The organism is Serratia sp. CY44782, assembly GCF_052168715.1.
Classification (GTDB): domain Bacteria; phylum Pseudomonadota; class Gammaproteobacteria; order Enterobacterales; family Enterobacteriaceae; genus Serratia; species Serratia nevei.
The window spans coordinates 250,061-271,265 of record NZ_JBJNME010000008.1; the positions used below are offsets into that span (position 1 = coordinate 250,061).

Genomic DNA, 21,205 nt, shown 5'->3' on the forward strand with positions numbered 1-21,205 from the left:
GTCGCCATCATCTATTTAAAATTATTATGAAAATCAATTTCTTATATTTATTAATAATTATTTACGTATTTTATTTTTGCCGAATCAAGCGTAGCACGTCATCGACGTTTTTCAAGAAAATCGATAAGAAAGTGAGAGGCAGCCCAATATTAACCGATGATTACCCGGCTATTTATATTCACTACGTTTAGTTTTCGTTTACGTTGCGCGCCGCCGCCGCGATTTAAGCCGTACGGGTCATGATCCAACGCTGGTCCCCCACCCATTGCAGGTGGAAATCCACTTCATAGATCTGCGACAGCAGCCCGGGCGCCATCACCTCACGCGTGGCTCCCTGTGCCACCAGCCGCCCGGCGTGCAACAACCAAACCCGATCGGCCTGCTGTAGGGTATGATTCAAATCGTGCGCGCACACCAGCGCGCTGCGCCCGCTTTGGCAGAACTCACGCAGCAGGCGATCCAACGCGACTTTCTGCGCCACGTCCAGACTGTTGGTCGGCTCATCCAGCAACAACAGCCGGCTGTGCGGATTGACGCTGGGCCACACCTGCAATAACACCGCCGCCAGCCGCACCCGCTGCCATTCGCCACCGGAGAGCTGCGTCAACATGCGTGACAGCTTATCCACCAGCTTCAGCCGCTGACACAAATAGAGAATGGCGTGTTCCACATCGGTTTGCGCCGCTGCAGCAGGCCGATGCAAGGCCAAATACTGGAACACGGGCATCAGCGACACCGGCGGCTGTTGCTGGCTGAGATAGCCGCGCCGGCATGCCAGCGCGTTCCCCGGATAATCGGCCAGCGCGCGCCCGTCCAGGCGAACCTCGCCCAGCCCCGGCAGCATGCCGGCCACCCGCGCCAGCAAGGTGCTCTTCCCGGCGCCGTTTGGGCCGATCAGATGAACCTGCAACCCGCCTTCAATCTGTGCCGAAAAAGGCGCCAGGCGCCCCGCCACCCCAACCTCGACGAGTTGCAGCATCCGTCTTAGCCTGCCAGCGCTTGTTTTACCGCCGCCACCAGCGCCGGATCTTCCGGCGTAGTGTCAGGCGAGAAGCGTTGGATCACCGTGCCGTCGCGCGCGATGAGGAATTTCTCGAAGTTCCACAGAATATCGCCGGCGTGCTTCGGCGCACGCCCTTTGCTAGTCATCCGCGCCAGAAACTCGCTGCCCTCCGGTGCGACAGCATCCGGCTGCGCGGCAATCAGCGCCTGGTACAGCGGATGCCGATGTTCGCCGTTCACCTCAATCTTGGCGAACATCGGGAATTGCACGCCGAAGGTGCCGCGGCAAAACGCCAGGATCTCTTCGTTGCTGCCCGGCTCCTGGCCCAGGAATTCATTGGACGGGAACCCCAAAACTTCCAGCCCCCGATCGCGATAGGTTTCGTACAGCGCTTCCAGCCCTTCATATTGCTTGGTCAGGCCGCACTCCGAGGCCACGTTGACCACCAGCAGCACCTTACCCTGATAGGCACCCAGCGTGGTCGCCTGATTTTCGATGGTGTGTAACGGCAGGTTGTAGATTGGCTTGCTCATCGGTTGTCATCCTTTGGTTTTTTAATGGCAGGTGAATGAAGAAAACTACCTTACGCCCTTTGTTCGGGTCAGTAACCAGATAAATAGCGGCGCCCCCAGCGTGGCGGTCACCACGCCGATCGGCAGCTCGGCCGCCAGCAGCGCAACGCGGGCGATCACATCGGCCACCAGCAACACCCCGGCTCCCGCCAGCGCGCAGGCCGGCAGCAGATAGCGCTGATCGGTCAGGCCGGTGAGCCGCAAAATATGCGGGATCACCAACCCAACAAAACCAATCACTCCGGCGAGCGCCACGCTGACGCCGACCAGCCAGCCGATCGCCAGCACCAGCAAATTACGCCACAGATGCAGCGACAGCCCAAGTTGCCGCGCCTGTACCTCGCCCAGCGCCATCAGGTTGAGCGCTCTGCCCTGGCCGCACAGCCACAGCAGCACCGGCAGCAGCGCCAGCACCAGCCACTTTTGCCGCCAATCGACGCCGCCGAAACCGCCCATCATCCAGTACATCAGCTGCCGCAGATCGAGGCTGGTGCTGAAATAGACCGCCCAGGTCATCAGCGCGCTGCACACGATGCCCAGCGCCACGCCAACCAGCAACAGCCGTGCATTGGTCAGGCGCCGGCGCCGAGCGAAGCCCAGCAGCAAAAAGGTCATCGCCAGCGCACCGGCTATCGCGGCGGCGCTCATCAGCGCCACCGGCAACAAACCGTGCCCCAACAGCACCGTCAACACCAGCGCGACGCCGGCGCCGTTAGCCACCCCCAGCAGACCGGGCTCCGCCAGCGGGTTTTCAAACAGCGCCTGCATCACCGCGCCTGCCACCGCCAGGGCGGCGCCGACCAGCATCACCGCCAGCGCGCGCGGTAAACGCAGTTGCCAAACGAACAGCTGCGCCCGATCGCTGAACCACGCTGACGGCCATATCCATTGGTCACCGGCGCAGAGGCTGAACAGCAACGCCACCGCCACGCCCAGCGCCAGCAGAGTGACCTGGCGCTTATCGCGGTAGCGCTGATGTTGCAACAGTAAGGTGAAAGTACGGCTGGTTGGCATGGCGCGGCGGTTCCCTGCCGGCCGCTGTCGTGGCCGGATAATTGACGTCTGAGTCGAATATTAGGGGGTTAACGCCGCAAGGGGAAGCCTTGCGTAGGCGATGGCGCAGGAAAGCAGCGGCTGGCCCTGCCCGTCATCACCATGATGATGGCAAAACCAGCCGCCGATAAACTCAGGGATTAACGATGCGGGCCGGCGTTGCCCGGTGGATAAGGCTGACCGCGGCCGTCATCGCGGCGATCATGGTCACCCCGATCGTCATGACGGCGGTCGCGATTATCGCGATCGCCATGGAACGGATTGCCGCTGCGCTCCGGCTCGCGATGCTCATAACCACGCGGCGGCGAAGGTTGCCAGCGTCCGCCGTCCCAGTACAAACCGCGCGCATTGCGCTCACCCAGACCGCGGCCCTGGTGCGCATGCCACCACTGCGGTGGACGCCAGTCGTAGCCATCCCAGTAGTAGCCGCGACGGTCCTGATCCCCCAGATGCAGGGAAACTCCCGGCACGTTGATATCGACGGACACATCGGCCTGCGCCGCCAGCGGCAGCAACAGCGGGAAACACACCAGCAACAGGATCTTTTTCATTTTACCTTCTCACTCTATTTTCCTTGCTGCAGTGGTTATATCAGCGTGCTTATTTAACGACTATCTCATCGATGCCTATTTTCAGATCGTTTTCGACGGCCTTACACAATCCCTACACTGTTTGCCGCCGCCTTTAATTATCATAACCACTGACAAGGTTTAACGAATAACTGACGTCTCTCAAGCCGCAAGACAATTATAATTAAATGGATTCCCACCGGAGGATAATAAGATGATTAAACGTATCGGTATCTTGCTGGCCGTTGTGGCCCTGGCCTCAAGCCTCAGCGCCTGCTGCTGGGGACCCCACTGGGGCGGCGGCCACCGCGGCGACGGCCCAGGCCATTATTATGGCCGTTATTGAAATGACAAATAAGGCCGCCTATCACACAAAATAAGATATAAGAATATTCCGCAAATAAGATTAAATAAATTTTTCCCGTAGTGCTTTAATGAATAATTTTAATTCTTACATTACCCATTAGGAATAAACTGAATTTTCCCCAAAAAAAGAAAAAGGCCGCGCAAGCGGCCTTTTTTGATGTCACGTCACTCACCCTTTCGGGCTGGCGTTTTCTACCCGGCTTTTCAGCTTCTGCCCCGGACGGAAAGTCACCACGCGGCGCGCCGTAATCGGAATGTCTTCGCCGGTCTTCGGGTTACGCCCCGGACGTTGGTTCTTGTCACGCAGATCAAAGTTGCCAAAACCCGACAGTTTTACCTGTTCGCCATTCTCAAGGGCCCGACGGACCTCTTCAAAGAACAGTTCCACCAGGTCTTTGGCGTCCCGTTTGCTAAGCCCAAGCTTCTCAAACAGGTGTTCTGACATTTCAGCTTTAGTAAGCGCCATAGGTTCAATCCCTCAAGGATGCTTGGAATCGCTGTTTTAGAGCCTCTACGCATTTTGCAACGGTAGCGGCTATCTCCTCTTCTTCCAGTGTACGAGCGGTATCCTGCAATACCAGACTGATAGCCAGGCTCTTGTCACCTTCTGCCACGCCCTTGCCACGGTACACGTCAAACAAGTTTACGCCAACTACCTGATTTGCGCCAACTTTCTTACACTCGGCCAAAATATCTTCTGCGGGGACGTTTTCAGCCACCACAACGGCGATATCACGGCGGTTTGCCGGGAAGCGCGAAATCTCCCGCGCCTGAGGCACGGCGCGGCTCGCAAGCTTGTTCCACTCCAGTTCAAACACCACGGTGCGGCCGTTAAGATCCAGTTTACGTTCAAGTTCCGGGTGAACCACACCGATGAAACCTACGCGTTCGCCGTGCAAATAAATCGCCGCACTTTGCCCTGGATGCAGGGCTGGATTGGCTTCCGCCCGGAACTGAATTTCGGATAATTTACCGGTCAGCTCGAGGACAGACTCCAGATCCCCTTTTAAATCATAGAAGTCGACGGGCTTGCGCGCCAGATCCCAATGCTCATCGTGCGTATGGCCAGCGATCACGCCTGCCAGCATGACATCCTGACGGATACCCAGATCTGCCGCACTATCAGGCACAAAGCGCAGGCCGCTTTCGAACAGGCGCAGGCGCGTCTGCTGGCGGTTCTGGTTATACACCACCGCAGACAGCAGGCCGGTCCACAGCGACAGACGCATCGCCGACATCTCGACCGAAATCGGGCTCGGCAGGATCAGCGCTTCTTCATTCGGATGCAGCAATGCCTGCACTTTCGGATCGACGAAGCTGTAGGTGATCGCTTCCTGGTAGCCGTGATCGACCAGCATGGTCTTCACGCGCTTGAGCGTCAGATCGGCTTCGCGATGCTGGGTCATCACCAGATCGGCACGAATCGGCACATCCGGGATGTTGTCGTAGCCGTAAACCCGCGCCACTTCTTCCACCAGGTCCTCTTCGATCTCCATATCGAAACGCCAGCTCGGCGCGACCGCTTGCCAGCTGTCGCCCTGTTCGGTTACCTGGCACCCCAGGCGGCGCAGAATGTCGCTAACCTGCTCGCTCGGCACCACGTGGCCGATCAGGCGATCCAGCTTCTCGCGGCGCAGCGTGATGGTAGCGCGCTTCGGCAGTTCGTTTTCATCGGTCACGTCGATAACCGGGCCGGCCTGGCCGCCGCAGATATCGAGCAGCAGGCGCGTGGCGCGCTCCATCGCTTTGTACTGCAGCGCCGGATCGACGCCGCGCTCATAGCGGTGAGAAGCATCGGTGTGCAGGCCGTGACGGCGCGCGCGGCCGGTGATCGACAGCGGGCTGAAGAAAGCGCACTCCAGCAACACGTCCTGAGTTTCCCCGTTGACGCCGGAATGCTCGCCGCCGAAGATACCGCCCATCGCCAACGCTTTTTGATGATCGGCGATCACTAAGGTGTCGGCGTTCAGTTTGGCTTCGCTGCCGTCCAGCAGCGTCAAGGTTTCCCCTTCTTCCGCCATGCGCACCACGATGCCGCCGTCGATGCGGCTCAGATCGAAAGCGTGCATCGGCTGGCCAAGCTCCAGCAGCACATAGTTGGTGACGTCAACCACGGCATCGATAGAACGGATACCGCAGCGACGCAGTTTTTCACGCATCCACAGCGGGGTTGGCGCCTTAACGTCGATGCCTTTCACTACGCGGCCCAGATAGCGTGGGCACGCCTGCGGCGCGTCAACGCGGATCGGCAGCGTGGCGTCGATAGTGGCGGCCACCGGGTTCATGGTCGGCTCGGTCAGCGCAACCTGGTTCAGTACGCCCACGTCGCGCGCAACGCCGATGATGCCCAGGCAGTCGGCGCGGTTCGGCGTGACGCTGATCTCGATGGTGTTGTCGTTCAGTTTCAGATAGTCGCGGATGTCGGTGCCGATCGGCGCATCCAGCGGCAGCTCAATGATACCGTCATGATCGTCGGAAATGCCCAGCTCGGAGAACGAGCACAGCATGCCTTCCGAAGGCTCGCCGCGCAGCTTGGCGGCCTTGATTTTGAAATTGCCCGGCAGCACCGCGCCCACGGTGGCGACCGCCACTTTCAGGCCGGTACGGCAGTTTGGCGCGCCGCAAACGATGTCGAGCAGGCGATCGCCGCCTACGTTAACCTTGGTGACGCGCAGTTTGTCTGCGTTCGGGTGCTGGCCGCACTCGACCACCTCGCCCACGACGACGCCGTTAAACGCGCCGGCAACCGGATCCACGCCGTCCACTTCCAGGCCGGCCATGGTGATTTGATCGGATAATGCTTCGCTGCTGATGGCCGGGTTTACCCACTCGCGCAACCAGAGTTCACTGAATTTCATGTGATATTCCCGCCTTACTTAAACTGTTTGAGGAAACGCAGATCGTTTTCGAAGAATGCGCGCAGGTCGGTGACGCCGTAACGCAGCATCGTCAGGCGCTCCATGCCCATGCCGAAGGCGAAGCCGGAGTAAACTTCCGGATCGATGCCCACGTTGCGCAGCACGTTCGGATGCACCATGCCGCAGCCCAGCACTTCCAGCCACTTGCCGTTCTTGCCCATGACGTCCACTTCAGCGGACGGCTCGGTGAACGGGAAGTAGGACGGACGGAAACGAACCTGCAGGTCTTCTTCAAAGAAGTTGTTCAGGAAATCGTGCAGCGTGCCCTTCAGGTTGGTGAAGCTGATATCTTTATCGACGATCAGCCCTTCCATCTGGTGGAACATCGGGGTATGCGTCTGATCGTAATCGTTACGATAAACGCGGCCCGGCGCAATGATGCGGATCGGCGGCTGCTGGTTCTTCATGGTGCGGATCTGCACGCCGGAAGTCTGGGTGCGCAGCAGACGCGTGGCGTCGAACCAGAAGGTGTCGTGGTCGGCGCGCGCCGGGTGATGCCCTGGAATGTTCAGCGCGTCGAAGTTATGGTAATCGTCTTCAATCTCCGGGCCGGTGGCAACGGAGAAGCCCAGCTCGCCGAAGAAGGTTTCGATACGGTCGATGGTGCGGGTCACCGGATGCAGGCCACCGTTCTCCATGCGACGGCCCGGCAGGGAGACGTCGATGGTTTCAGCCGCCAGGCGCGCGTTCAGCGCGGCGCTTTCCAGCGCGTTCTTGCGCGCGTTCAGCGCGTCTTGCACCTCTTGCTTGGCCTGGTTGATCACCGCGCCGGCCGCCGGACGGTCTTCCGCCGGTACGTCGCGCAGAGACTGCATCTGCAAGGTGAAATGACCTTTCTTGCCAAAATATTCGACGCGTACCAAATCTAACGCGGCAACATCCTGGGCATCTTCTACGGCTGCCTTGGCATTGGCAACCAGCTCTGCGAGATGTGGCATTGCTTTCCTCTTCCTCTGGCCGGGATGGCCCTAAGTAATTGTTATCTATTATTCGAACACGCCTTTGAGCAATCTTCAAAGACTTTTCAATACGTTGCCGGCCAGGCGACCCACCAGCGAGGCACAAGGCTCGCTCAACGCCTGCCGCTCTCATCGCAACGCTTTGCAAGGCGGGACGATGGCCAAAAACAAAAAAGCCTCCACGAGGGAGGCTTAGGCGCTACTTTTCGTTTCTTTTCTTACGCGCAAAGCCTCCTGAAATCAGGCGCTAAAGTAAAAAAAGAAACGAAAAATAGCTGCGTGCATGATTGCGGTACCTTGTCGATGATTGCCCACCAGTGATATAGCGGCGGCCAATAAAAGTCAATATTTGTCGCTGAAAACAAAGATTAAAAGAGGGAGCAAGCTCCCTCTTCTACTGACTTACGCCAGAGCTGCTTTCGCTTTCTCAACCAGTGCGCCGAAGGCCACTTTGTCGAAGACTGCGATGTCAGCCAGGATCTTACGGTCAATTTCGATCGACGCTTTTTTCAAGCCGTTGATGAATTTGCTGTAAGACAGACCGTTCTGACGAGCAGCTGCGTTGATACGTGCAATCCACAGCTGACGGAACTGACGCTTACGTTGACGACGGTCACGGTAAGCGTACTGACCTGCTTTGATTACTGCCTGGAAGGCAACACGATATACGCGCGAACGGGCACCGTAGTAACCTTTCGCCTGCTTCATAATTTTCTTGTGACGTGCGCGTGCAATTACACCACGTTTTACGCGAGCCATATGCTCTCTCCTAAAGTCTTATTCTAAATTCAAAAAAAATGGCTTATGCGTACGGCAGGCACGCGGTAACCAGGACCAGATCGTTTTTAGACACCATGCCTTTCGGACGCAGGTGACGTTTACGCTTGGTTGCTTTTTTGGTCAGAATATGACGCAGGTTGGCATGTTTACGCTTAAAACCACCGCTGCCGGTTTTTTTGAAGCGCTTGGCTGCACCACGTACAGTTTTAATCTTTGGCATTTTAATTAAATCCACTTCGCATTGTTAAACAACGAATCAGTTGGGCGAATAAAACCCACACAGCGCAAGCGCCGCGCGGGTTCCATTACTTGTAAGCCTTACTGTTTCTTCTTAGGAGCGAGCACCATAATCATCTGGCGGCCTTCGATCTTCGTAGGGAAGGATTCGACCACTGCCAGATCCATATCTTCACACAGGTCTTTACGGACGCGGTTAAGCACTTCCATACCGATCTGCTGGTGCGCCATCTCACGCCCGCGGAAACGCAGGGTGATTTTGGCTTTATCGCCATCTTCCAGAAAGCGAATCAGGTTGCGTAGTTTGACCTGATAGTCGCCATCATCGGTGCCAGGACGGAATTTGATTTCCTTAACCTGGATAACTTTTTGCTTCTTCTTCTGTTCTTTCGTCGACTTGCTCTTCTCGTAGAGGAATTTGCCGTAATCCATGATTCGGCAAACTGGCGGTTCGGCATTTGGGCTGATTTCTACTAAATCAACGCCCGCTTCCTCAGCTTTTTCAAGAGCTTCATTCAGACTGACAATACCAATCTGCTCGCCATCGACGCCGGTTAGGCGAACTTCTTGCGCGCGAATTTCTCTGTTAATGCGATTAGGACGCGCCGGTTGAACTCGTTTTCCGCCTTTAATACTTTATTCCTCCAGTTGATGAAGACTACGGCTGCGAATCTCTTTCAGCAGCTTGTCTACGACTTCGTTTACGTCCAGGCTTCCCAGGTCTTTGCCACGGCGGGTACGAACGGCAACTTTGCCTGCTTCGACCTCTTTGTCGCCGCACACCAACATGTAAGGGACTCGACGTAAAGTATGTTCGCGAATTTTAAAGCCAATCTTCTCATTTCTCAAGTCCGCTTTCACGCGAATACCTGCATCCTGCAGTTTTTTGGTCAATTGCTGGACGTAATCAGACTGGCTGTCGGTGATATTCATCACCACCACCTGCACCGGAGCGATCCAAGTCGGGTAGAACCCGGCGTATTCTTCGGTAAGGATACCGATGAAGCGTTCCATGGAGCCCAAAATGGCGCGGTGAATCATTACCGGCACGACGCGATCGTTGTTTTCGCCAACGTACGAGGCGCCCAAACGGCCCGGCAAGAAGAAATCGAGCTGCACGGTACCACATTGCCATGCGCGATCCAAACAATCATGCAGGGTAAATTCAATTTTCGGTCCGTAGAAGGCACCCTCACCCGGCTGATATTCAAACGGAATGCCGTTCTCGGTCAGCGCGGCGGCCAGGTCTTCTTCCGCACGGGTCCACATGTCGTCGGTGCCGATGCGTTTTTCCGGACGAGTGGACAGCTTGACGGCGATCTTGTCGAAGCCAAAAGTGCCGTACACATCATAGACCATGCGAATGCATTCGTTCACTTCGGCACGCACCTGCTCTTCCGTACAGAAGATGTGGGCGTCATCCTGAGTGAAGCCACGCACGCGCATCAGGCCGTGCAGGGAGCCCGATGGCTCGTTGCGGTGGCAGCTGCCGAACTCGCCCATGCGCAGCGGCAAATCGCGGTACGACTTCAGGCCCTGGTTGAAGATCTGCACGTGACCCGGGCAGTTCATCGGCTTGATGCAGTATTCACGGTTTTCCGACGCGGTGGTGAACATGGCGTCTTTGTAGTTTTCCCAGTGGCCGGTTTTTTCCCACAGCACGCGGTCCATCATGAACGGACCTTTCACTTCCTGGTACTGGTACTCTTTGAGCTTCATGCGCACGAAGGCTTCCAGCTCGCGGAAGATAGTCCAACCGTCGTTGTGCCAGAACACCATGCCCGGCGCTTCTTCCTGCATGTGATACAGGTCGAGCTGTTTGCCGATCTTGCGGTGATCGCGCTTGGCCGCTTCTTCCAGACGCTGCAGGTAGGCGTTCAGCTGCTTCTTGTCTGCCCAGGCGGTGCCGTAGATACGCTGCAGCATTTTGTTTTTACTGTCGCCGCGCCAGTAAGCGCCGGAGGTTTTCTGCAGTTTGAAATGGTGGCAGAAACGCATGTTCGGCACGTGCGGACCGCGGCACATGTCGACGTATTCTTCGTGGTGATACAGGCCAGGACGATCGTCATGGCTGATGTTCTCATCCAGGATCGCCACTTTGTAGATTTCGCCGCGCTCAGCGAAGGTGTCGCGGGCTTCTTGCCAGCTGACCTTCTTCTTGATGACGTCGTAATCCTTATCGGCCAACTCGTGCATCCGCTTTTCCAGCAGATCCAGGTCTTCCTGCGTCAGGGTGCGGTCGATATCCACGTCATAATAGAAACCGTTGTCGATCACCGGACCGATCGCCATTTTGGTATCCGGCCACAGCTGCTTGATCGCATGACCCAGCAGGTGCGCGCAGGAGTGGCGCATGATTTCCAGACCGTCTTCATCTTTGATGGTGATGATGGCCAGCTGCGCATCTGATTCGATCAGATCGCCGACATCAACCAGCTCGCCGTTGACGCGGCCGGCGATACAGGCTTTCGCCAGGCCAGGGCCGATATCGCGCGCGACATCCATCGGGGAAACGGGGTGGTCGAAATGACGCTGACTACCGTCAGGAAGAGTAATAACAGGCATTAATAATTCCTTATCTACAGTGGTGACCCACACGACAGATCACATGCAGTACGAAAATTGGGTTTTGGGTTTGGTCAGCCAGGTTTCAGATCTCGCCCACAATTGCCAGATTGAAACCTCACTGGGTATACAGAATGGAACGCATACCTTCTCAGCCGCATTCGGCTAAGCGAATAGTATCACTAAAATTGTTCCGGATAAATAAAGCGCCGCCCTCACGCTTTCGCGTCATCCGGCGCAAAGACGGTTTTCATGTAGCTCAGGGTGGCCAGCAGGCACAGGCCGTAGCCCAGCAGTTCGCAGCCCTCTTCCACCATGTTTTTCACTACCCGGTTATAACCGTCCAACATCAGCGTTTGCCACAGCGCGCTCATGCCGAACAGGCGGGAAAACACCAGAATGCACAGCAGGCCCGCGCACATCATGCCGTAGCCGGGATGCGTTACGAAATCGGCCAGGCCGCGCACCGTCGCCGCGATGTGCCTGGCGGCATGCCACAGGCAAACCAAGGCGATCGCCAGCGCGAACCACACCCACGCGCCGTGCCACAGCGCATCGAAGGCGAAGTCCATCTCGCGGATCAACATGCAGAGAAAGAAGCCGCCGACCAGCATCCAGGCGGAGCGGCGTTCAGCCTGTCGCCAGGCCGCGGCGAAAAAACCGCCGGCGATGGCGAGCAGCAACAGTTCCTGCGCCACTTCGGTCAGCGAGGTTTCATGCACGAAGTTGTGCAGCCAGTGTACGTCGATAAACACCAGGCCGACCAAGGCCGCCAAGAAAGCGCCAGAAAGCGCGAATGCGCCGATTTTCCCCAGTAAAAGTTTCAACTCGTCTTGCATAATCAGTCTCATTATCGTTTTAAAGCGCGCCTATGGTAGGCAGCTGAACCTGCGGGGTGTAGCAATTGATGCGAAACATCAGCTTTTACCGGCCAACTGCGGTGAAAAAGGCCATAAAACACAAAAATTGCGCACACTTTCCGAGCGCAGCGCATTTTGTCATCGCCGCTCGGCGATATATCCGCTCCGCGTGGCGATCTTCGCCGCCAGCCGCTATCCTGAAACCAGTCAGTTCCCCACCGAGACTTATGCAGAATATGAACCGGTTACTCGCAGTCCTCGTCGTGGTATGCGCGGTATTAGCGACGCTGTATGGGCTGGTGCATTTTGGCGCGCGTTCAGTGCCGCGAGCGATTGCGGTCAATGAAGCGCCGCTGGGGTGTGAGGATGAACCTGAGCTCGCCGCCGAGTGCAATGGTGAAGAGGAAACGCCGGCCGACGGTTAATTAACCTTCCGAGCTATCCCCATTGCCGCCAGAGACACGGCAGGCTAGGCTGTTCAGCTCATGGGCCGCCGCCTGGCGGCTTGAACGTTGCACAGGGAGTTTTTTATGACGGGTATTTTGCAGTTATTCCAGGCCATCGGACTGGGTTTGGTGCTGCTGTTGCCGCTGGCCAATCCGCTGACCACGGTGGCGTTGCTGCTCGGGTTGTCCGGCAATATGACGCGCGAAGAGCGCAATCAGCAGTCGCTGATGGCCTCGGTTTATGTGTTCTGCATCATGACGGTGGCGTTTTACGCCGGGCAGGTGGTGATGAACACCTTCGGCATTTCGATCCCCGGTCTGCGCATCGCCGGCGGTCTGATCGTCGCCTTCATCGGTTTTCGCATGTTGTTCCCGCAGCAGAGCCCCGAAGAGGCGCCGGAGGTGGAGAGCAAGTCGCACGAGCTGCGCCATAAGACGTCGGCCAACATCGCCTTCGTGCCGTTGGCCATGCCGAGCACCGCCGGGCCGGGTACCATCGCGATGATCATCAGCTCGGCGTCGAGCGTCAAAGCGAACACGCTGGGTTTTGAACCCTGGGTACTGGCCGTGGCGCCGGTCGCCATCTTCCTGACGGTCGCGGTGATCCTGTGGGGCTGCCTGCTCAGTTCCGGCGCCATCATGCGCTTGGTGGGGAAAAGCGGCATCGAGGCGATCTCGCGCCTGATGGGCTTCCTGCTGGTGTGCATGGGTGTGCAGTTCATCATCAACGGCGTACTGGAGATTATCTCCACCTATACGCCGGCCGCCTGACGATAAAAAACGGGCGCGATCGCCGCGCCCGTTACCGTTATTTCCCCGCCGGCGCCTGCGCGCCCAAAATGCCCTTACCTTCCGGCACTTCGGTAAAGCGGCTGAGGATCTCGCTGTAGGTCTTGGCCGGATCCAGATCCGGGAACTGCGCCGGATAGATAAACTTCGCCAGATACTCCAGCCCGACGATGTTGTACGGGTGGTTATAGAAGTTATGGTAGATGCCGTAGAACCGCCCTTCCTTCACCGCCGACACCTGAGCGAACCCCGGGCGCTGCTTCATGCGGTTGAAAGCCTCATCCACCTGCTGCTGCGTCACGCCATAGCCAAACGGCACCGCGGCGTTGGTCTTGCTGGCCCACTGCGAACCGGAAACGATGTAGGCATCCGGTTTCATGGCGATCACTTTTTCCAGCGACACGTCGCCGGTGGCGCCCGGCAGCAGCGCAGAGCCGATATTGCGCGCGCCGACCGCTTCCACCAGCGCGCCCCAGCCGACGTGGGCGTGGGTATAGCAGCAGGACTCCAGCCCGTTCAGGCCGGCCTTGGCTTCAAAGAACACCAGCGGCTTGGGTTCCACCGCCTGCGTCTTGGCCAGAATGGCCTGATAATGCTGCTGATAATAATCGGTATATTGCTTGGCTTCGCTTTCGCGGTTGAGAGTTTCCCCCAGCAGCGTCACGCTTTTTGGCGTGTTTTCCACCGGCTTGAGCATGGTGTCGATAAACAGCACCGGCACGTTCAACGCCCTCAGCTTATCCAGCACGCCGGTTTGGCTCAGCGAAGGTTTGGAACGCAGCTGGGCGATCATCAGATCGGGGCGTTTGGCGATCACGCTTTCCAGATTGACCTCGCCCTTGTCGCTGAACCCCATATCGATGATGTTTTTCGCCGCCGGCCATTTGCTTTGCAAGATGTCCCAGGTCGCCGCATCGCTTTTCTTCAGCAGGTTATTCCAGGCCACCAGCCGATCGAACGGGTTGGCGCGATCGAGCAGCGCCAGCGTGAGAATATCGCGCCCGTCCTGCACCACGATGCGTTTTGGCTCTTGCTGGAAGGTGAGCGTCTGGCCGGAAGTGTCGGTCAGGGTCAGTGGATAGGTAGTGGCCATCGCCGAGGCGGAAAGCGCGGCGGCGCAAACCAGTGCCGACAGAGTGATTCGACGGTGCACGAAAAGCTCCTTGGTAAATAATTCAACCAGGGAATAGTAATGAGAATGGCTTGCATTATCAAAGGTCGCGCCGCATTGCCCGGCGATTAATTGCAAAGGGATGTGTAACGCGGGATGAAGAGGCGCGCCGGAAGCGGCGCGCCCTGAGGATCACACCAGGCCGTAGATCAGCGCCGACAGCGCAATCAGGCCCATCACCAGTACGAATACGTTGCTCGCCGCGCGGTATTTACGCATTGCCGGCACCGCGCGCACCGCGTACATCGGCAGAATGAACAGGATGGCGGCAATCAGCGGGCCGCTGATGGTTTCGATGATGTGCAGCGCGCTGGGGTTCCACACCGTCGCCGCCCAGGTGAGCAGGAACAGCGACACCGCCGAGATGCGGTGCGTCATACGCGAACTGAGCGGCTTGCCGACCGCGCGCGTGACGCCGTCGATCAGGCTGGTCGCCCCTTCCGTCACCCCCAGCGAGGTGCCGAGATAGGATTTGGCCATTGCCAGCATCGCCATCACCGGGCCGAGATAGGCGATCAATGGGTTGGAAAACTTGTTGGCCAGCGTGGTCAGCACCGTGATGTTCTGGTCTTTCGCCTGCTGCATGTCTTCATGGGTCAGGCTCAGCACGCAGCTGAACACGAAGAACAGCACGGTGACGCAGATCAGCACATAGCTGTAGCGCATGATGCGCGCGCAGCGGCGTTCGGCCTTATCGCCATACAGGCTCTTCTGCGTCGAGGCGAAGGAAGAGATGATCGGCGCATGGCTGAAGGAGAACACCATCACCGGCACCGCCAGCCACAGCGAATGCCACAGCCCCGGCGTGTCGAAGCGGGTGGCGGCCAGGCCATTAACGAAGTTGGCGGTATTCCAGCTCGGCATCAGGTACAGCGAAATGCCCATCAGGAACACCAGCAGCGGGAACACCAGCATGCCCATCGCCGCCACGATGCTGTCTTTGCCGCGCAGCAGCACCAGATTGAGCACCACCACTACCGCCAGGCTCAGCCAGATGCGCGGCAGCGGCGCCACGTGGAACTGATGGATCAGGAAGCTGTCCAGCGCGTTGGTGATCGAAATGCTGTACACCAGCACGATCGGGAAGAACGCCATCAGATACAACATCATGATGATTTTGCCGGCCAGCACGCCGAAGTGTTCCACCACCACATCGTGAATATTGCCGTCGCGGCTGGAGCCGGAAAGCACGAAGCGGCTGAGCGCGCGGTGCGGCAAATAGGTCAGCGGGAAAGCAAACAGCGCCATCAACAGCAGCACCAGCGGGCCGTTCAAACCGGCGTTGATCGGCAAGAACAGCGTGCCGGCACCCACCGCGGTGGCATAAAGGCCGAACATCCAGACGGTGTCGGTTTTGTTCCATTTGGCTGGCTGAGCGGCTGTCAGCGTGCCTGAATCGGGAGAAATCGTACTCATGAGACAGTCTACCTTAATCTGCGGCGCCAACGATTGCGCCTAACGGGATATCCTTCTCCGCAAACTTTTTAATAGTAATCAGTGAATTAAAGCGATATTTCATACTTACGCCTGATGAAAGGACGGCAAAGGATAATGAAAAATCCCCTGCGGGTCTATGTTTTATCGGCCGAGCGGGCAATTTGCGAACAGGAAATGCTGAAAAAACCGGCATGCACAGAAAAAACTAAGGGCCCCTTGCGGAGCCCTTAAGCGGTTTACTTTTTCGCGTCCGGATGGTCCGGCACCTCGGCGCTGCCCATCTCCTTCTCGTCGCGGATCATCGAGCGGTCTTTACGCACGTCGGCCACGTCGGAGGCGCTCACCGGTTTGGCGCTGTTGCCCCAGCTGGTGCGGATGAAGTTCACCACGTCCGCTACCTGCTGATCGTTCAGACGCCAGCCGAACGGCGGCATGGTGATGTTGGACACCGCCCCTTGCACCGCCGGCGTAGTGTTGCCGGTCAGCACGATGTGGATCAGCGAGGTCGCGTCCTCGGTCTGCACCACCGGGTTGCCCTTCAGCGACGGGAAGGCGCGCTTGTAGCCCACGCCGTCGGTGCGGTGGCAGGCCGCGCAGTTATCGACATACAGAGCCGCGCCGGGCTTGCTGTCGTCGCCGCGCCACAGATCCTTGGCCACGCTGTCTTCGACCGGCGCCGCCTGCTGCGTGCCGTCTTTCGGCGGCAGCGATTTCAGGTAGCGTGCGATGGCGGTCAGATCGTCGTCGCTCAGGTATTGCAGGCTGTGCTCCACCACGTCGCTCATGCCGCCAAACACGATCGCCTTGTCGTTACGGCCGGTTTTCAGGAACTCGGTCAGCTCGGCTTCGCTCCAGCTGCCCAGGCCATCCTTACGGTCGCTGCGCAAGCTGGAAGCCACCCAGCCGTCGATCGGCGCGTTGCTGCCGGACAGATAGTCGTCGCTTTCGCTGTTGCTCAACGCTTTTTCCTGCATGGTGATGCTGCGCGGGGTATGGCAAGCGCCGCAGTGGCCCAGGCCTTCCACCAGATAACGACCGCGTTCAATCACCGGATCGGCTTTGGCGTCAGCCACGAAGTCCGCCGGCGACGGCGCAAACATGCCGCGCCAGATGCTCAGCGGCCAGCGCATCGACAGCGGCCACGGGATGTCGGAATCCTTGTTGGCCAGCTCCACCGGCTGCACGCCGTGCATGAAATAGGCATACATGGCGCGCATGTCTTCCTCTTTCACCAGCGCGAACGACGGGTACGGCATCGCTGGGTACAGGGTGCTGCCGTTTTTGGCTACGCCCTTACGCACCGCGTTGTCGAAATCCTCGAAGCTGTAATCGCCGATGCCGGTTTTCTTGTCCGGCGTGATGTTGGTGGAGTAGATGGTGCCGATCGGCGTCTCCATCGCCAGACCGCCGGCGAAGGTTTTGCCGCTCTTGCCGTCGGTGTGGCAGGCCACGCAGTCGCCGGCGCGCGCCAGGTATTCACCGCGCTTGATAAGCTCGCTGCTGACGGTGGCGTCCTGCGCCCAAACGGAAAAACTCACTGCACTGAGAACCAGTGCCGGTACAAATGCTTTCATCGTTCGCCGTCCTTATGCCTGCACCAATGGGCCTGGGTTTTTCAGATACTGCTCGCGAATAGCGCGGGCAGACCAGTAAGCCAGCGCCGCCACGGTGCCGGTCGGGTTGTAGCCCAGCCCCTGCGGGAAGGCCGATGCGCCGATCGAGAACACGTTGTGCACGTCCCAGCTCTGCAGATAGCGGTTGACCGCGCTGGTCTTCGGATCTTCCCCCATCACCGCGCCGCCGTTCATGTGGGTGGTCTGGTAGCTGGTGGTATCGAAGTGGCTGTTGGCGTTTTTCGGGCTGCCGGCGATCAGTTTCGGGTTCATCGCCTTGGCGATCGGCGCCATCTTGTCGTACATGAACTGCGCCATCTTGATGTCGTTTTCCTGCCAGTCGAACGTCATGCGCAGCAGCGGCTGGCCAAAAACGTTCTTGTAGTTGGGATCGAGATCCAGATAGTTGTTGCGGTACGACTGGTGCGCGCCGTGGGCGTCCATCGAAACGTGGTGGGTGTAGGCATCCGCCACCGCCGCTTTCCACTTGCTGCCCCAGGCCGGGGTGCCCGGCGGGGTCGGCAGGCCGGAGATCGGCTTGGTGCCCGCCTGGTTGACCCAGAATGGCGAACCGCCAACGAAGCCTTCTTTGGCGTGGTCGAAGTTATCGGCGTTGAAGTCGTCCACGCCCACGCCGTTGCCGCCGGCGCCGATGAACGGGTTGGTAAACACGTCTTTATCGAAGAACGCCTTGATGGTGGTCATGTTCTGGTAGGCGAAGTTACGCCCGACCACGCCTTCGCCGGTCACCGGATCGTAAGGCTTGCCGATGCCGGACAGCAGCATCAGGTGCACGTTGTGGAACTGGAACGCGCCCAGGATCACCAGATCGGCCGGCTGTTCAATCTCGCGGCCCTGCGCATCGACGTAGTTCACGCCGGTGGCGCGGGACTTGTCGTCGGTCAGATTGACCTTTAGCACGTTGGCGTTGGTGCGCAGCTCGAAGCGTTTTTCCATGCGCAGCGCCGGCAGAATGTTGACGTTCGGCGAAGCTTTGGAATACATGTAGCAGGCGTAGCCGCTGCAGAAACCGCAGAAGTTGCACGGGCCCATCTGCGCGCCGTACGGGTTGGTGTAAGAGTCCGAGGTGTTGGCGGACGGCAGGTTGTAAGGGTGATAACCCACCTCCAGCGCCGCTTTCTCGAACAGCTGGGCGGAGTAGGTATTTTTCTGCGCCGGCAGCGGGAAGTCGCTAGAGCGATCTGCCGCAAAGCGGTTGCCGCCCTTCTGCGCCACTTTCTGTCCTTTGATGGTCCAGGCGGTGCCGGAGGTGCCGAACACTTTCTCCGCTTTATCAAAGAAGGGTTCCAGCTCGTCGTAGGTCACGCCGAAGTCCTGGATGGTCATGTCCTTCGGAATGAAGTTTTTGCCGTAGCGCTCTTCATAGTGGCTGCGCATGCGCAGTTCGATCGGATCGACGCGGAAATGCACGCCTGACCAGTGCAGGCCGGCGCCGCCGACGCCGGTGCCCGGCAGGAACGCCGCCAGCTGGCGGTAAGGCACCGCGGTCTGGCTGCTGTTGTGGCGAATGGTGACGGTGCTTTTCGACAGATCCTGGAATAGTTTGCGACGGATGTTATAGGTCAGTTCGTCGATCACCTGCGGATAAGAACCGTCCGGATAAGTGTCGCGCATCGGGCCGCGCTCCAGCGCCACCACGTTGAGGCCGGCCTCGGTCAGCTCTTTGGCCATGATCGCGCCCACCCAGCCGAAGCCGACGATCACCGCGTCTACTTTTTTCATTACCGTTGCCATGGTTAGCCCCTCTCCCCTCGAATCGATACCGGCGGGAAGGGATAACGCTCCCCTCGCTCAACCCAGTCCATAAAATCGGCGCGCGCGCCCGGAAAATTAATCAGCTTCCAGCCAACCATGTCTTTGTTGCCGCCATGGATAGGATCGCTGAAGAAACCTTCACGGGTGTTTTGCAGCAGATAGGAGAAGAACAGTTTCGACGGCAGCTGCTGGAACTCCGCCTCGCCGGACTCGAACTTTTGCAGCATGGCGTCTTGCTGCGCGCCATCCAGTTCGGCGAAAGGCTTGCCGGCGGTTTTCTTGCTATAGGCGTCGGCGTCACTGATGCCGAGGTTGTAGATTTGCTTGGGCACCAGCGGCAGCTGATAGCCCATCTCCTTCGGCACGTCGGGGTTGAACGGCCCCTGCATGTACCAGATGGAGCCGGTGGCGTACGGGGTATTCATCTGGCGATCGATAAACTCCGGTACGCCGGCTTCCAGTGCGCCAGGGCCGCGTTCGTCGGCCGGGATCAGGCGCGCAACGGCGGCCTTGATGAAGGCCCACTCTTCCGGGGTGAAAAAGGTCGGTTGGTAATCGTTCTGCGTTGTGGTGTTCGAGGCCGCGACCGCCGGTGTCGGTGCCGTCAGCGCGCCAACGCCGCTGCCACCAATTACCGCCGCAGGAATTAAGGTCATCGATTTCAACAAGAAATCGCGCCGCGAATTGTTGGTTTTATGGTTCGACATGTCACATTCCATCCAAAGATAGTCACAACTATTTAACCGCAACCTTGCGATCGATACGGGTTTTTAAAATAATTTGTTACTTATTTGTATATTTATTGAAGGTCACAATGCGCGCAAAAGCAAAAATGTTACCGGTAACTTATTGAATGAACGTAAAGATTTATCTGCTAACGTAAATTTAACTTTTTGTGCGGTTTTTCCGATAAGCGGTGAGGAAATAACGAAAAATGAGAGGTAGGTCGCGCTCTGCAGCGGCATCTGAAACAAAATCGGCCGCGTTTTGCGGCCGATTCGACAGGATAGAGGGTTACTGCGACATCGCCTGGTAGGCGGTGGTCACCTTCCACAAATAGCGCGGTGCCTGCGGCGCCGGGTGCTTTTTCTGGATGTGCTGATAAAACTCATCCGGGCTCATCTGATTGATGCGATTGACCGCCACGCGCTTGTCCGAGGAGAAAGTGCGCAACATGGCGCCCGCCCCGTTCACGTACGAAACGATGGTGGCATAACGCAAAGTCTGTGGGTTGTTGATCCCGGCTAGCTGCTGGCTTTGAAGAATATTGATATAGGCCGTTCCCAGATCAATATTGACCGCCGGATCCTTCAGCTCTCGCGAGCTGGGTTGCCCGCTTCGTCCTTTCATGCGATAGGCGTCGCGGCCGGCGGTAGAAGCCTTAAGCTGCATCAATCCCACTGCGTTCGAGGTGCTGACCACGTTCGGGTTAAACCCGGACTCCACCTGAATAATCGCTTTAATCAGCGTTTCGTCGACGCCATAGTTGCTGGCGGCCTGACGAATGTAATCGTTATAAACAACCGGCGTGCCTGTGCGATTTACCGGTGCCTGCGGAGGGGGTTTTAACCAACCGCCGCGCGTTGTGCCACTGCCTGAAATATTGCTTGCCGTTTGCGGGTCTTTGGCGCACCCCGACAAAAGTAAAATTGCCGTAAGGCAACCTATTTTTGTTTTCACAGAATCCCTCACTCCTTTCAATGAGTTGCGTAGCATATACAACTTGTAAGGACACCTGCAGTAATTTTTTGGACTAATCTCAAGCTATCCATATACCAAGAGGTGATTTATGAGTCAATCTGCAACAAGCTGCTTTGTGGTGACTTTTCGCTATCAGGAAGAGGGATTGACCGACCTGGCGAAGCTGACCGGGCAATTGACACGCGAGGGTTTTGTCACGTCGGTGACAGACGAGAATGGCGTTCACCACGAACTCGGCAGCAACAGTTTTGCGTTTATAACCGTGCTGGATCAAGAGGATGTACAGCGGCTGGCGCAGGGGTTCGGGCAGTTGGCCTTGGGAAAACAGCCGGAGGTGGCGATATGCAGCTGTAAGGACTACCTTCAGCGGTTACATACTGATACATAAAA

The 21,205-nt window shown here is 57.8% G+C and carries 22 protein-coding genes and 1 other annotated feature; of the genes, 3 read left to right on the plus strand and 19 right to left on the minus strand.

Translation table 11 applies throughout. From position 1 onward, the window contains the following. Window positions 1-223: 223 nt before the first annotated feature. From btuD to ACJ8HT_RS17265, 13 genes are all read right to left on the minus strand, one after another. Complete coding sequence (gene btuD, locus ACJ8HT_RS17205; protein ID WP_195873656.1) at window positions 224-979, minus strand: vitamin B12 ABC transporter ATP-binding protein BtuD; 756 nt, start codon at window positions 977-979, stop codon at window positions 224-226. Window positions 980-984: 5 nt separating this feature from the next. Further along, window positions 985-1,536: a glutathione peroxidase gene (locus ACJ8HT_RS17210; RefSeq protein WP_084826325.1), complete on the minus strand. Its 552-nt coding sequence runs from the start codon at window positions 1,534-1,536 to the stop codon at window positions 985-987. Between the two features lie 45 nt (window positions 1,537-1,581). After that, on the minus strand, window positions 1,582-2,589 hold the full coding sequence (gene btuC / locus ACJ8HT_RS17215; RefSeq protein ID WP_060419220.1) for a vitamin B12 ABC transporter permease BtuC: 1,008 nt from the start codon (window positions 2,587-2,589) through the stop codon (window positions 1,582-1,584). Between the two features lie 179 nt (window positions 2,590-2,768). Then, a complete protein-coding gene (locus tag ACJ8HT_RS17220; RefSeq protein WP_038871079.1) occupies window positions 2,769-3,179 on the minus strand; it encodes a DUF2502 domain-containing protein in 411 nt (136 codons plus the stop codon). 553 nt (window positions 3,180-3,732) lie between these two features. Continuing rightward, window positions 3,733-4,029 (minus strand): integration host factor subunit alpha, encoded by a 297-nt coding sequence (gene ihfA / locus ACJ8HT_RS17225; RefSeq protein WP_004931414.1) that lies wholly within the window; start codon window positions 4,027-4,029, stop codon window positions 3,733-3,735. Between the two features lie 4 nt (window positions 4,030-4,033). Beyond that, on the minus strand, window positions 4,034-6,421 hold the full coding sequence (gene pheT / locus ACJ8HT_RS17230) for a phenylalanine--tRNA ligase subunit beta (protein WP_197653406.1): 2,388 nt from the start codon (window positions 6,419-6,421) through the stop codon (window positions 4,034-4,036). A gap of 14 nt (window positions 6,422-6,435) precedes the next feature. Beyond that, window positions 6,436-7,419: a phenylalanine--tRNA ligase subunit alpha gene (gene pheS, locus ACJ8HT_RS17235; protein WP_004931416.1), complete on the minus strand. Its 984-nt coding sequence runs from the start codon at window positions 7,417-7,419 to the stop codon at window positions 6,436-6,438. A gap of 187 nt (window positions 7,420-7,606) precedes the next feature. Beyond that, window positions 7,607-7,729: a sequence feature (Phe leader region), on the minus strand. After that, complete coding sequence (gene pheM / locus ACJ8HT_RS17240; protein WP_121626058.1) at window positions 7,681-7,725, minus strand: pheST operon leader peptide PheM; 45 nt, start codon at window positions 7,723-7,725, stop codon at window positions 7,681-7,683. It overlaps the preceding feature by 45 nt. Before the next feature lie 113 nt (window positions 7,730-7,842). Further along, window positions 7,843-8,199 (minus strand): 50S ribosomal protein L20, encoded by a 357-nt coding sequence (gene rplT, locus ACJ8HT_RS17245; protein ID WP_004931417.1) that lies wholly within the window; start codon window positions 8,197-8,199, stop codon window positions 7,843-7,845. A gap of 43 nt (window positions 8,200-8,242) precedes the next feature. Then, a complete protein-coding gene (gene rpmI, locus ACJ8HT_RS17250; protein WP_004931418.1) occupies window positions 8,243-8,440 on the minus strand; it encodes a 50S ribosomal protein L35 in 198 nt (65 codons plus the stop codon). A gap of 98 nt (window positions 8,441-8,538) precedes the next feature. Then, window positions 8,539-9,090: a translation initiation factor IF-3 gene (gene infC, locus ACJ8HT_RS17255; RefSeq protein WP_048233542.1), complete on the minus strand. Its 552-nt coding sequence runs from the start codon at window positions 9,088-9,090 to the stop codon at window positions 8,539-8,541. 3 nt (window positions 9,091-9,093) lie between these two features. Continuing rightward, window positions 9,094-11,022, minus strand: coding sequence for a threonine--tRNA ligase (gene thrS, locus ACJ8HT_RS17260; RefSeq protein ID WP_197653405.1), 1,929 nt, complete (start codon window positions 11,020-11,022; stop codon window positions 9,094-9,096). Between the two features lie 215 nt (window positions 11,023-11,237). Next, window positions 11,238-11,861, minus strand: a complete 624-nt coding sequence (locus tag ACJ8HT_RS17265) for a hypothetical protein (protein ID WP_197653404.1) — start codon at window positions 11,859-11,861, stop codon at window positions 11,238-11,240. Between the two features lie 248 nt (window positions 11,862-12,109). Between ACJ8HT_RS17265 and ACJ8HT_RS17270 the strand changes: the two genes are divergently transcribed. Beyond that, window positions 12,110-12,307, plus strand: coding sequence for a hypothetical protein (locus tag ACJ8HT_RS17270; RefSeq protein ID WP_197653429.1), 198 nt, complete (start codon window positions 12,110-12,112; stop codon window positions 12,305-12,307). A 105-nt stretch (window positions 12,308-12,412) separates the two neighbouring features. Further along, window positions 12,413-13,099, plus strand: a complete 687-nt coding sequence (locus ACJ8HT_RS17275; RefSeq protein WP_038877591.1) for a MarC family NAAT transporter — start codon at window positions 12,413-12,415, stop codon at window positions 13,097-13,099. A 37-nt stretch (window positions 13,100-13,136) separates the two neighbouring features. Here ACJ8HT_RS17275 and ACJ8HT_RS17280 read toward each other — a convergent pair whose 3' ends face one another. The 6 genes from ACJ8HT_RS17280 to ACJ8HT_RS17305 all read right to left on the minus strand — a co-directional run bounded on the left by ACJ8HT_RS17280 (window position 13,137) and on the right by ACJ8HT_RS17305 (window position 20,794). Then, window positions 13,137-14,270 (minus strand): ABC transporter substrate-binding protein, encoded by a 1,134-nt coding sequence (locus ACJ8HT_RS17280; RefSeq protein ID WP_197653403.1) that lies wholly within the window; start codon window positions 14,268-14,270, stop codon window positions 13,137-13,139. Between the two features lie 150 nt (window positions 14,271-14,420). Then, entirely contained in the window at window positions 14,421-15,704 is a 1,284-nt protein-coding gene (locus ACJ8HT_RS17285) for an HAAAP family serine/threonine permease (protein ID WP_194572844.1), read from the minus strand. Between the two features lie 257 nt (window positions 15,705-15,961). After that, entirely contained in the window at window positions 15,962-17,299 is a 1,338-nt protein-coding gene (locus ACJ8HT_RS17290; RefSeq protein WP_197653402.1) for a c-type cytochrome, read from the minus strand. 12 nt (window positions 17,300-17,311) lie between these two features. Beyond that, complete coding sequence (locus ACJ8HT_RS17295; protein ID WP_025302609.1) at window positions 17,312-19,093, minus strand: GMC family oxidoreductase; 1,782 nt, start codon at window positions 19,091-19,093, stop codon at window positions 17,312-17,314. Between the two features lie 2 nt (window positions 19,094-19,095). After that, window positions 19,096-19,821, minus strand: coding sequence for a gluconate 2-dehydrogenase subunit 3 family protein (locus ACJ8HT_RS17300; protein ID WP_038877597.1), 726 nt, complete (start codon window positions 19,819-19,821; stop codon window positions 19,096-19,098). A gap of 307 nt (window positions 19,822-20,128) precedes the next feature. After that, the gene (locus ACJ8HT_RS17305; RefSeq protein ID WP_025159924.1) at window positions 20,129-20,794 is read right to left on the minus strand and encodes a transglycosylase SLT domain-containing protein; all 666 of its coding nucleotides are present in this window, start codon (window positions 20,792-20,794) and stop codon (window positions 20,129-20,131) included. 109 nt (window positions 20,795-20,903) lie between these two features. Here ACJ8HT_RS17305 and ghoS point away from each other — a divergent pair, with 109 nt between their 5' ends. Next, on the plus strand, window positions 20,904-21,203 hold the full coding sequence (gene ghoS, locus ACJ8HT_RS17310; protein WP_038877599.1) for a type V toxin-antitoxin system endoribonuclease antitoxin GhoS: 300 nt from the start codon (window positions 20,904-20,906) through the stop codon (window positions 21,201-21,203). Window positions 21,204-21,205: the final 2 nt, after the last annotated feature.

What these genes read in the sequence shown, in the direction of transcription:
- pheT (WP_197653406.1), bottom strand. Translation starts at nt 6,421, where the DNA reads ATGAAATTCAGTGAACTCTGGTTGCGCGAGTGGGTAAACCCGGCCATC.
- rpmI (WP_004931418.1), bottom strand. Translation starts at nt 8,440, where the DNA reads ATGCCAAAGATTAAAACTGTACGTGGTGCAGCCAAGCGCTTCAAAAAA.
- thrS (WP_197653405.1), bottom strand. Translation starts at nt 11,022, where the DNA reads ATGCCTGTTATTACTCTTCCTGACGGTAGTCAGCGTCATTTCGACCAC.
- btuC (WP_060419220.1), bottom strand. Translation starts at nt 2,589, where the DNA reads ATGCCAACCAGCCGTACTTTCACCTTACTGTTGCAACATCAGCGCTAC.
- ACJ8HT_RS17265 (WP_197653404.1), bottom strand. Translation starts at nt 11,861, where the DNA reads ATGCAAGACGAGTTGAAACTTTTACTGGGGAAAATCGGCGCATTCGCG.
- pheS (WP_004931416.1), bottom strand. Translation starts at nt 7,419, where the DNA reads ATGCCACATCTCGCAGAGCTGGTTGCCAATGCCAAGGCAGCCGTAGAA.
- ghoS (WP_038877599.1), top strand. Translation starts at nt 20,904, where the DNA reads ATGAGTCAATCTGCAACAAGCTGCTTTGTGGTGACTTTTCGCTATCAG.
- ACJ8HT_RS17290 (WP_197653402.1), bottom strand. Translation starts at nt 17,299, where the DNA reads ATGAAAGCATTTGTACCGGCACTGGTTCTCAGTGCAGTGAGTTTTTCC.
- ACJ8HT_RS17210 (WP_084826325.1), bottom strand. Translation starts at nt 1,536, where the DNA reads ATGAGCAAGCCAATCTACAACCTGCCGTTACACACCATCGAAAATCAG.
- ACJ8HT_RS17300 (WP_038877597.1), bottom strand. Translation starts at nt 19,821, where the DNA reads ATGTCGAACCATAAAACCAACAATTCGCGGCGCGATTTCTTGTTGAAA.
- ACJ8HT_RS17275 (WP_038877591.1), top strand. Translation starts at nt 12,413, where the DNA reads ATGACGGGTATTTTGCAGTTATTCCAGGCCATCGGACTGGGTTTGGTG.
- btuD (WP_195873656.1), bottom strand. Translation starts at nt 979, where the DNA reads ATGCTGCAACTCGTCGAGGTTGGGGTGGCGGGGCGCCTGGCGCCTTTT.
- ACJ8HT_RS17285 (WP_194572844.1), bottom strand. Translation starts at nt 15,704, where the DNA reads ATGAGTACGATTTCTCCCGATTCAGGCACGCTGACAGCCGCTCAGCCA.
- rplT (WP_004931417.1), bottom strand. Translation starts at nt 8,199, where the DNA reads ATGGCTCGCGTAAAACGTGGTGTAATTGCACGCGCACGTCACAAGAAA.
- ACJ8HT_RS17270 (WP_197653429.1), top strand. Translation starts at nt 12,110, where the DNA reads ATGCAGAATATGAACCGGTTACTCGCAGTCCTCGTCGTGGTATGCGCG.
- ACJ8HT_RS17295 (WP_025302609.1), bottom strand. Translation starts at nt 19,093, where the DNA reads ATGGCAACGGTAATGAAAAAAGTAGACGCGGTGATCGTCGGCTTCGGC.
- ihfA (WP_004931414.1), bottom strand. Translation starts at nt 4,029, where the DNA reads ATGGCGCTTACTAAAGCTGAAATGTCAGAACACCTGTTTGAGAAGCTT.
- ACJ8HT_RS17220 (WP_038871079.1), bottom strand. Translation starts at nt 3,179, where the DNA reads ATGAAAAAGATCCTGTTGCTGGTGTGTTTCCCGCTGTTGCTGCCGCTG.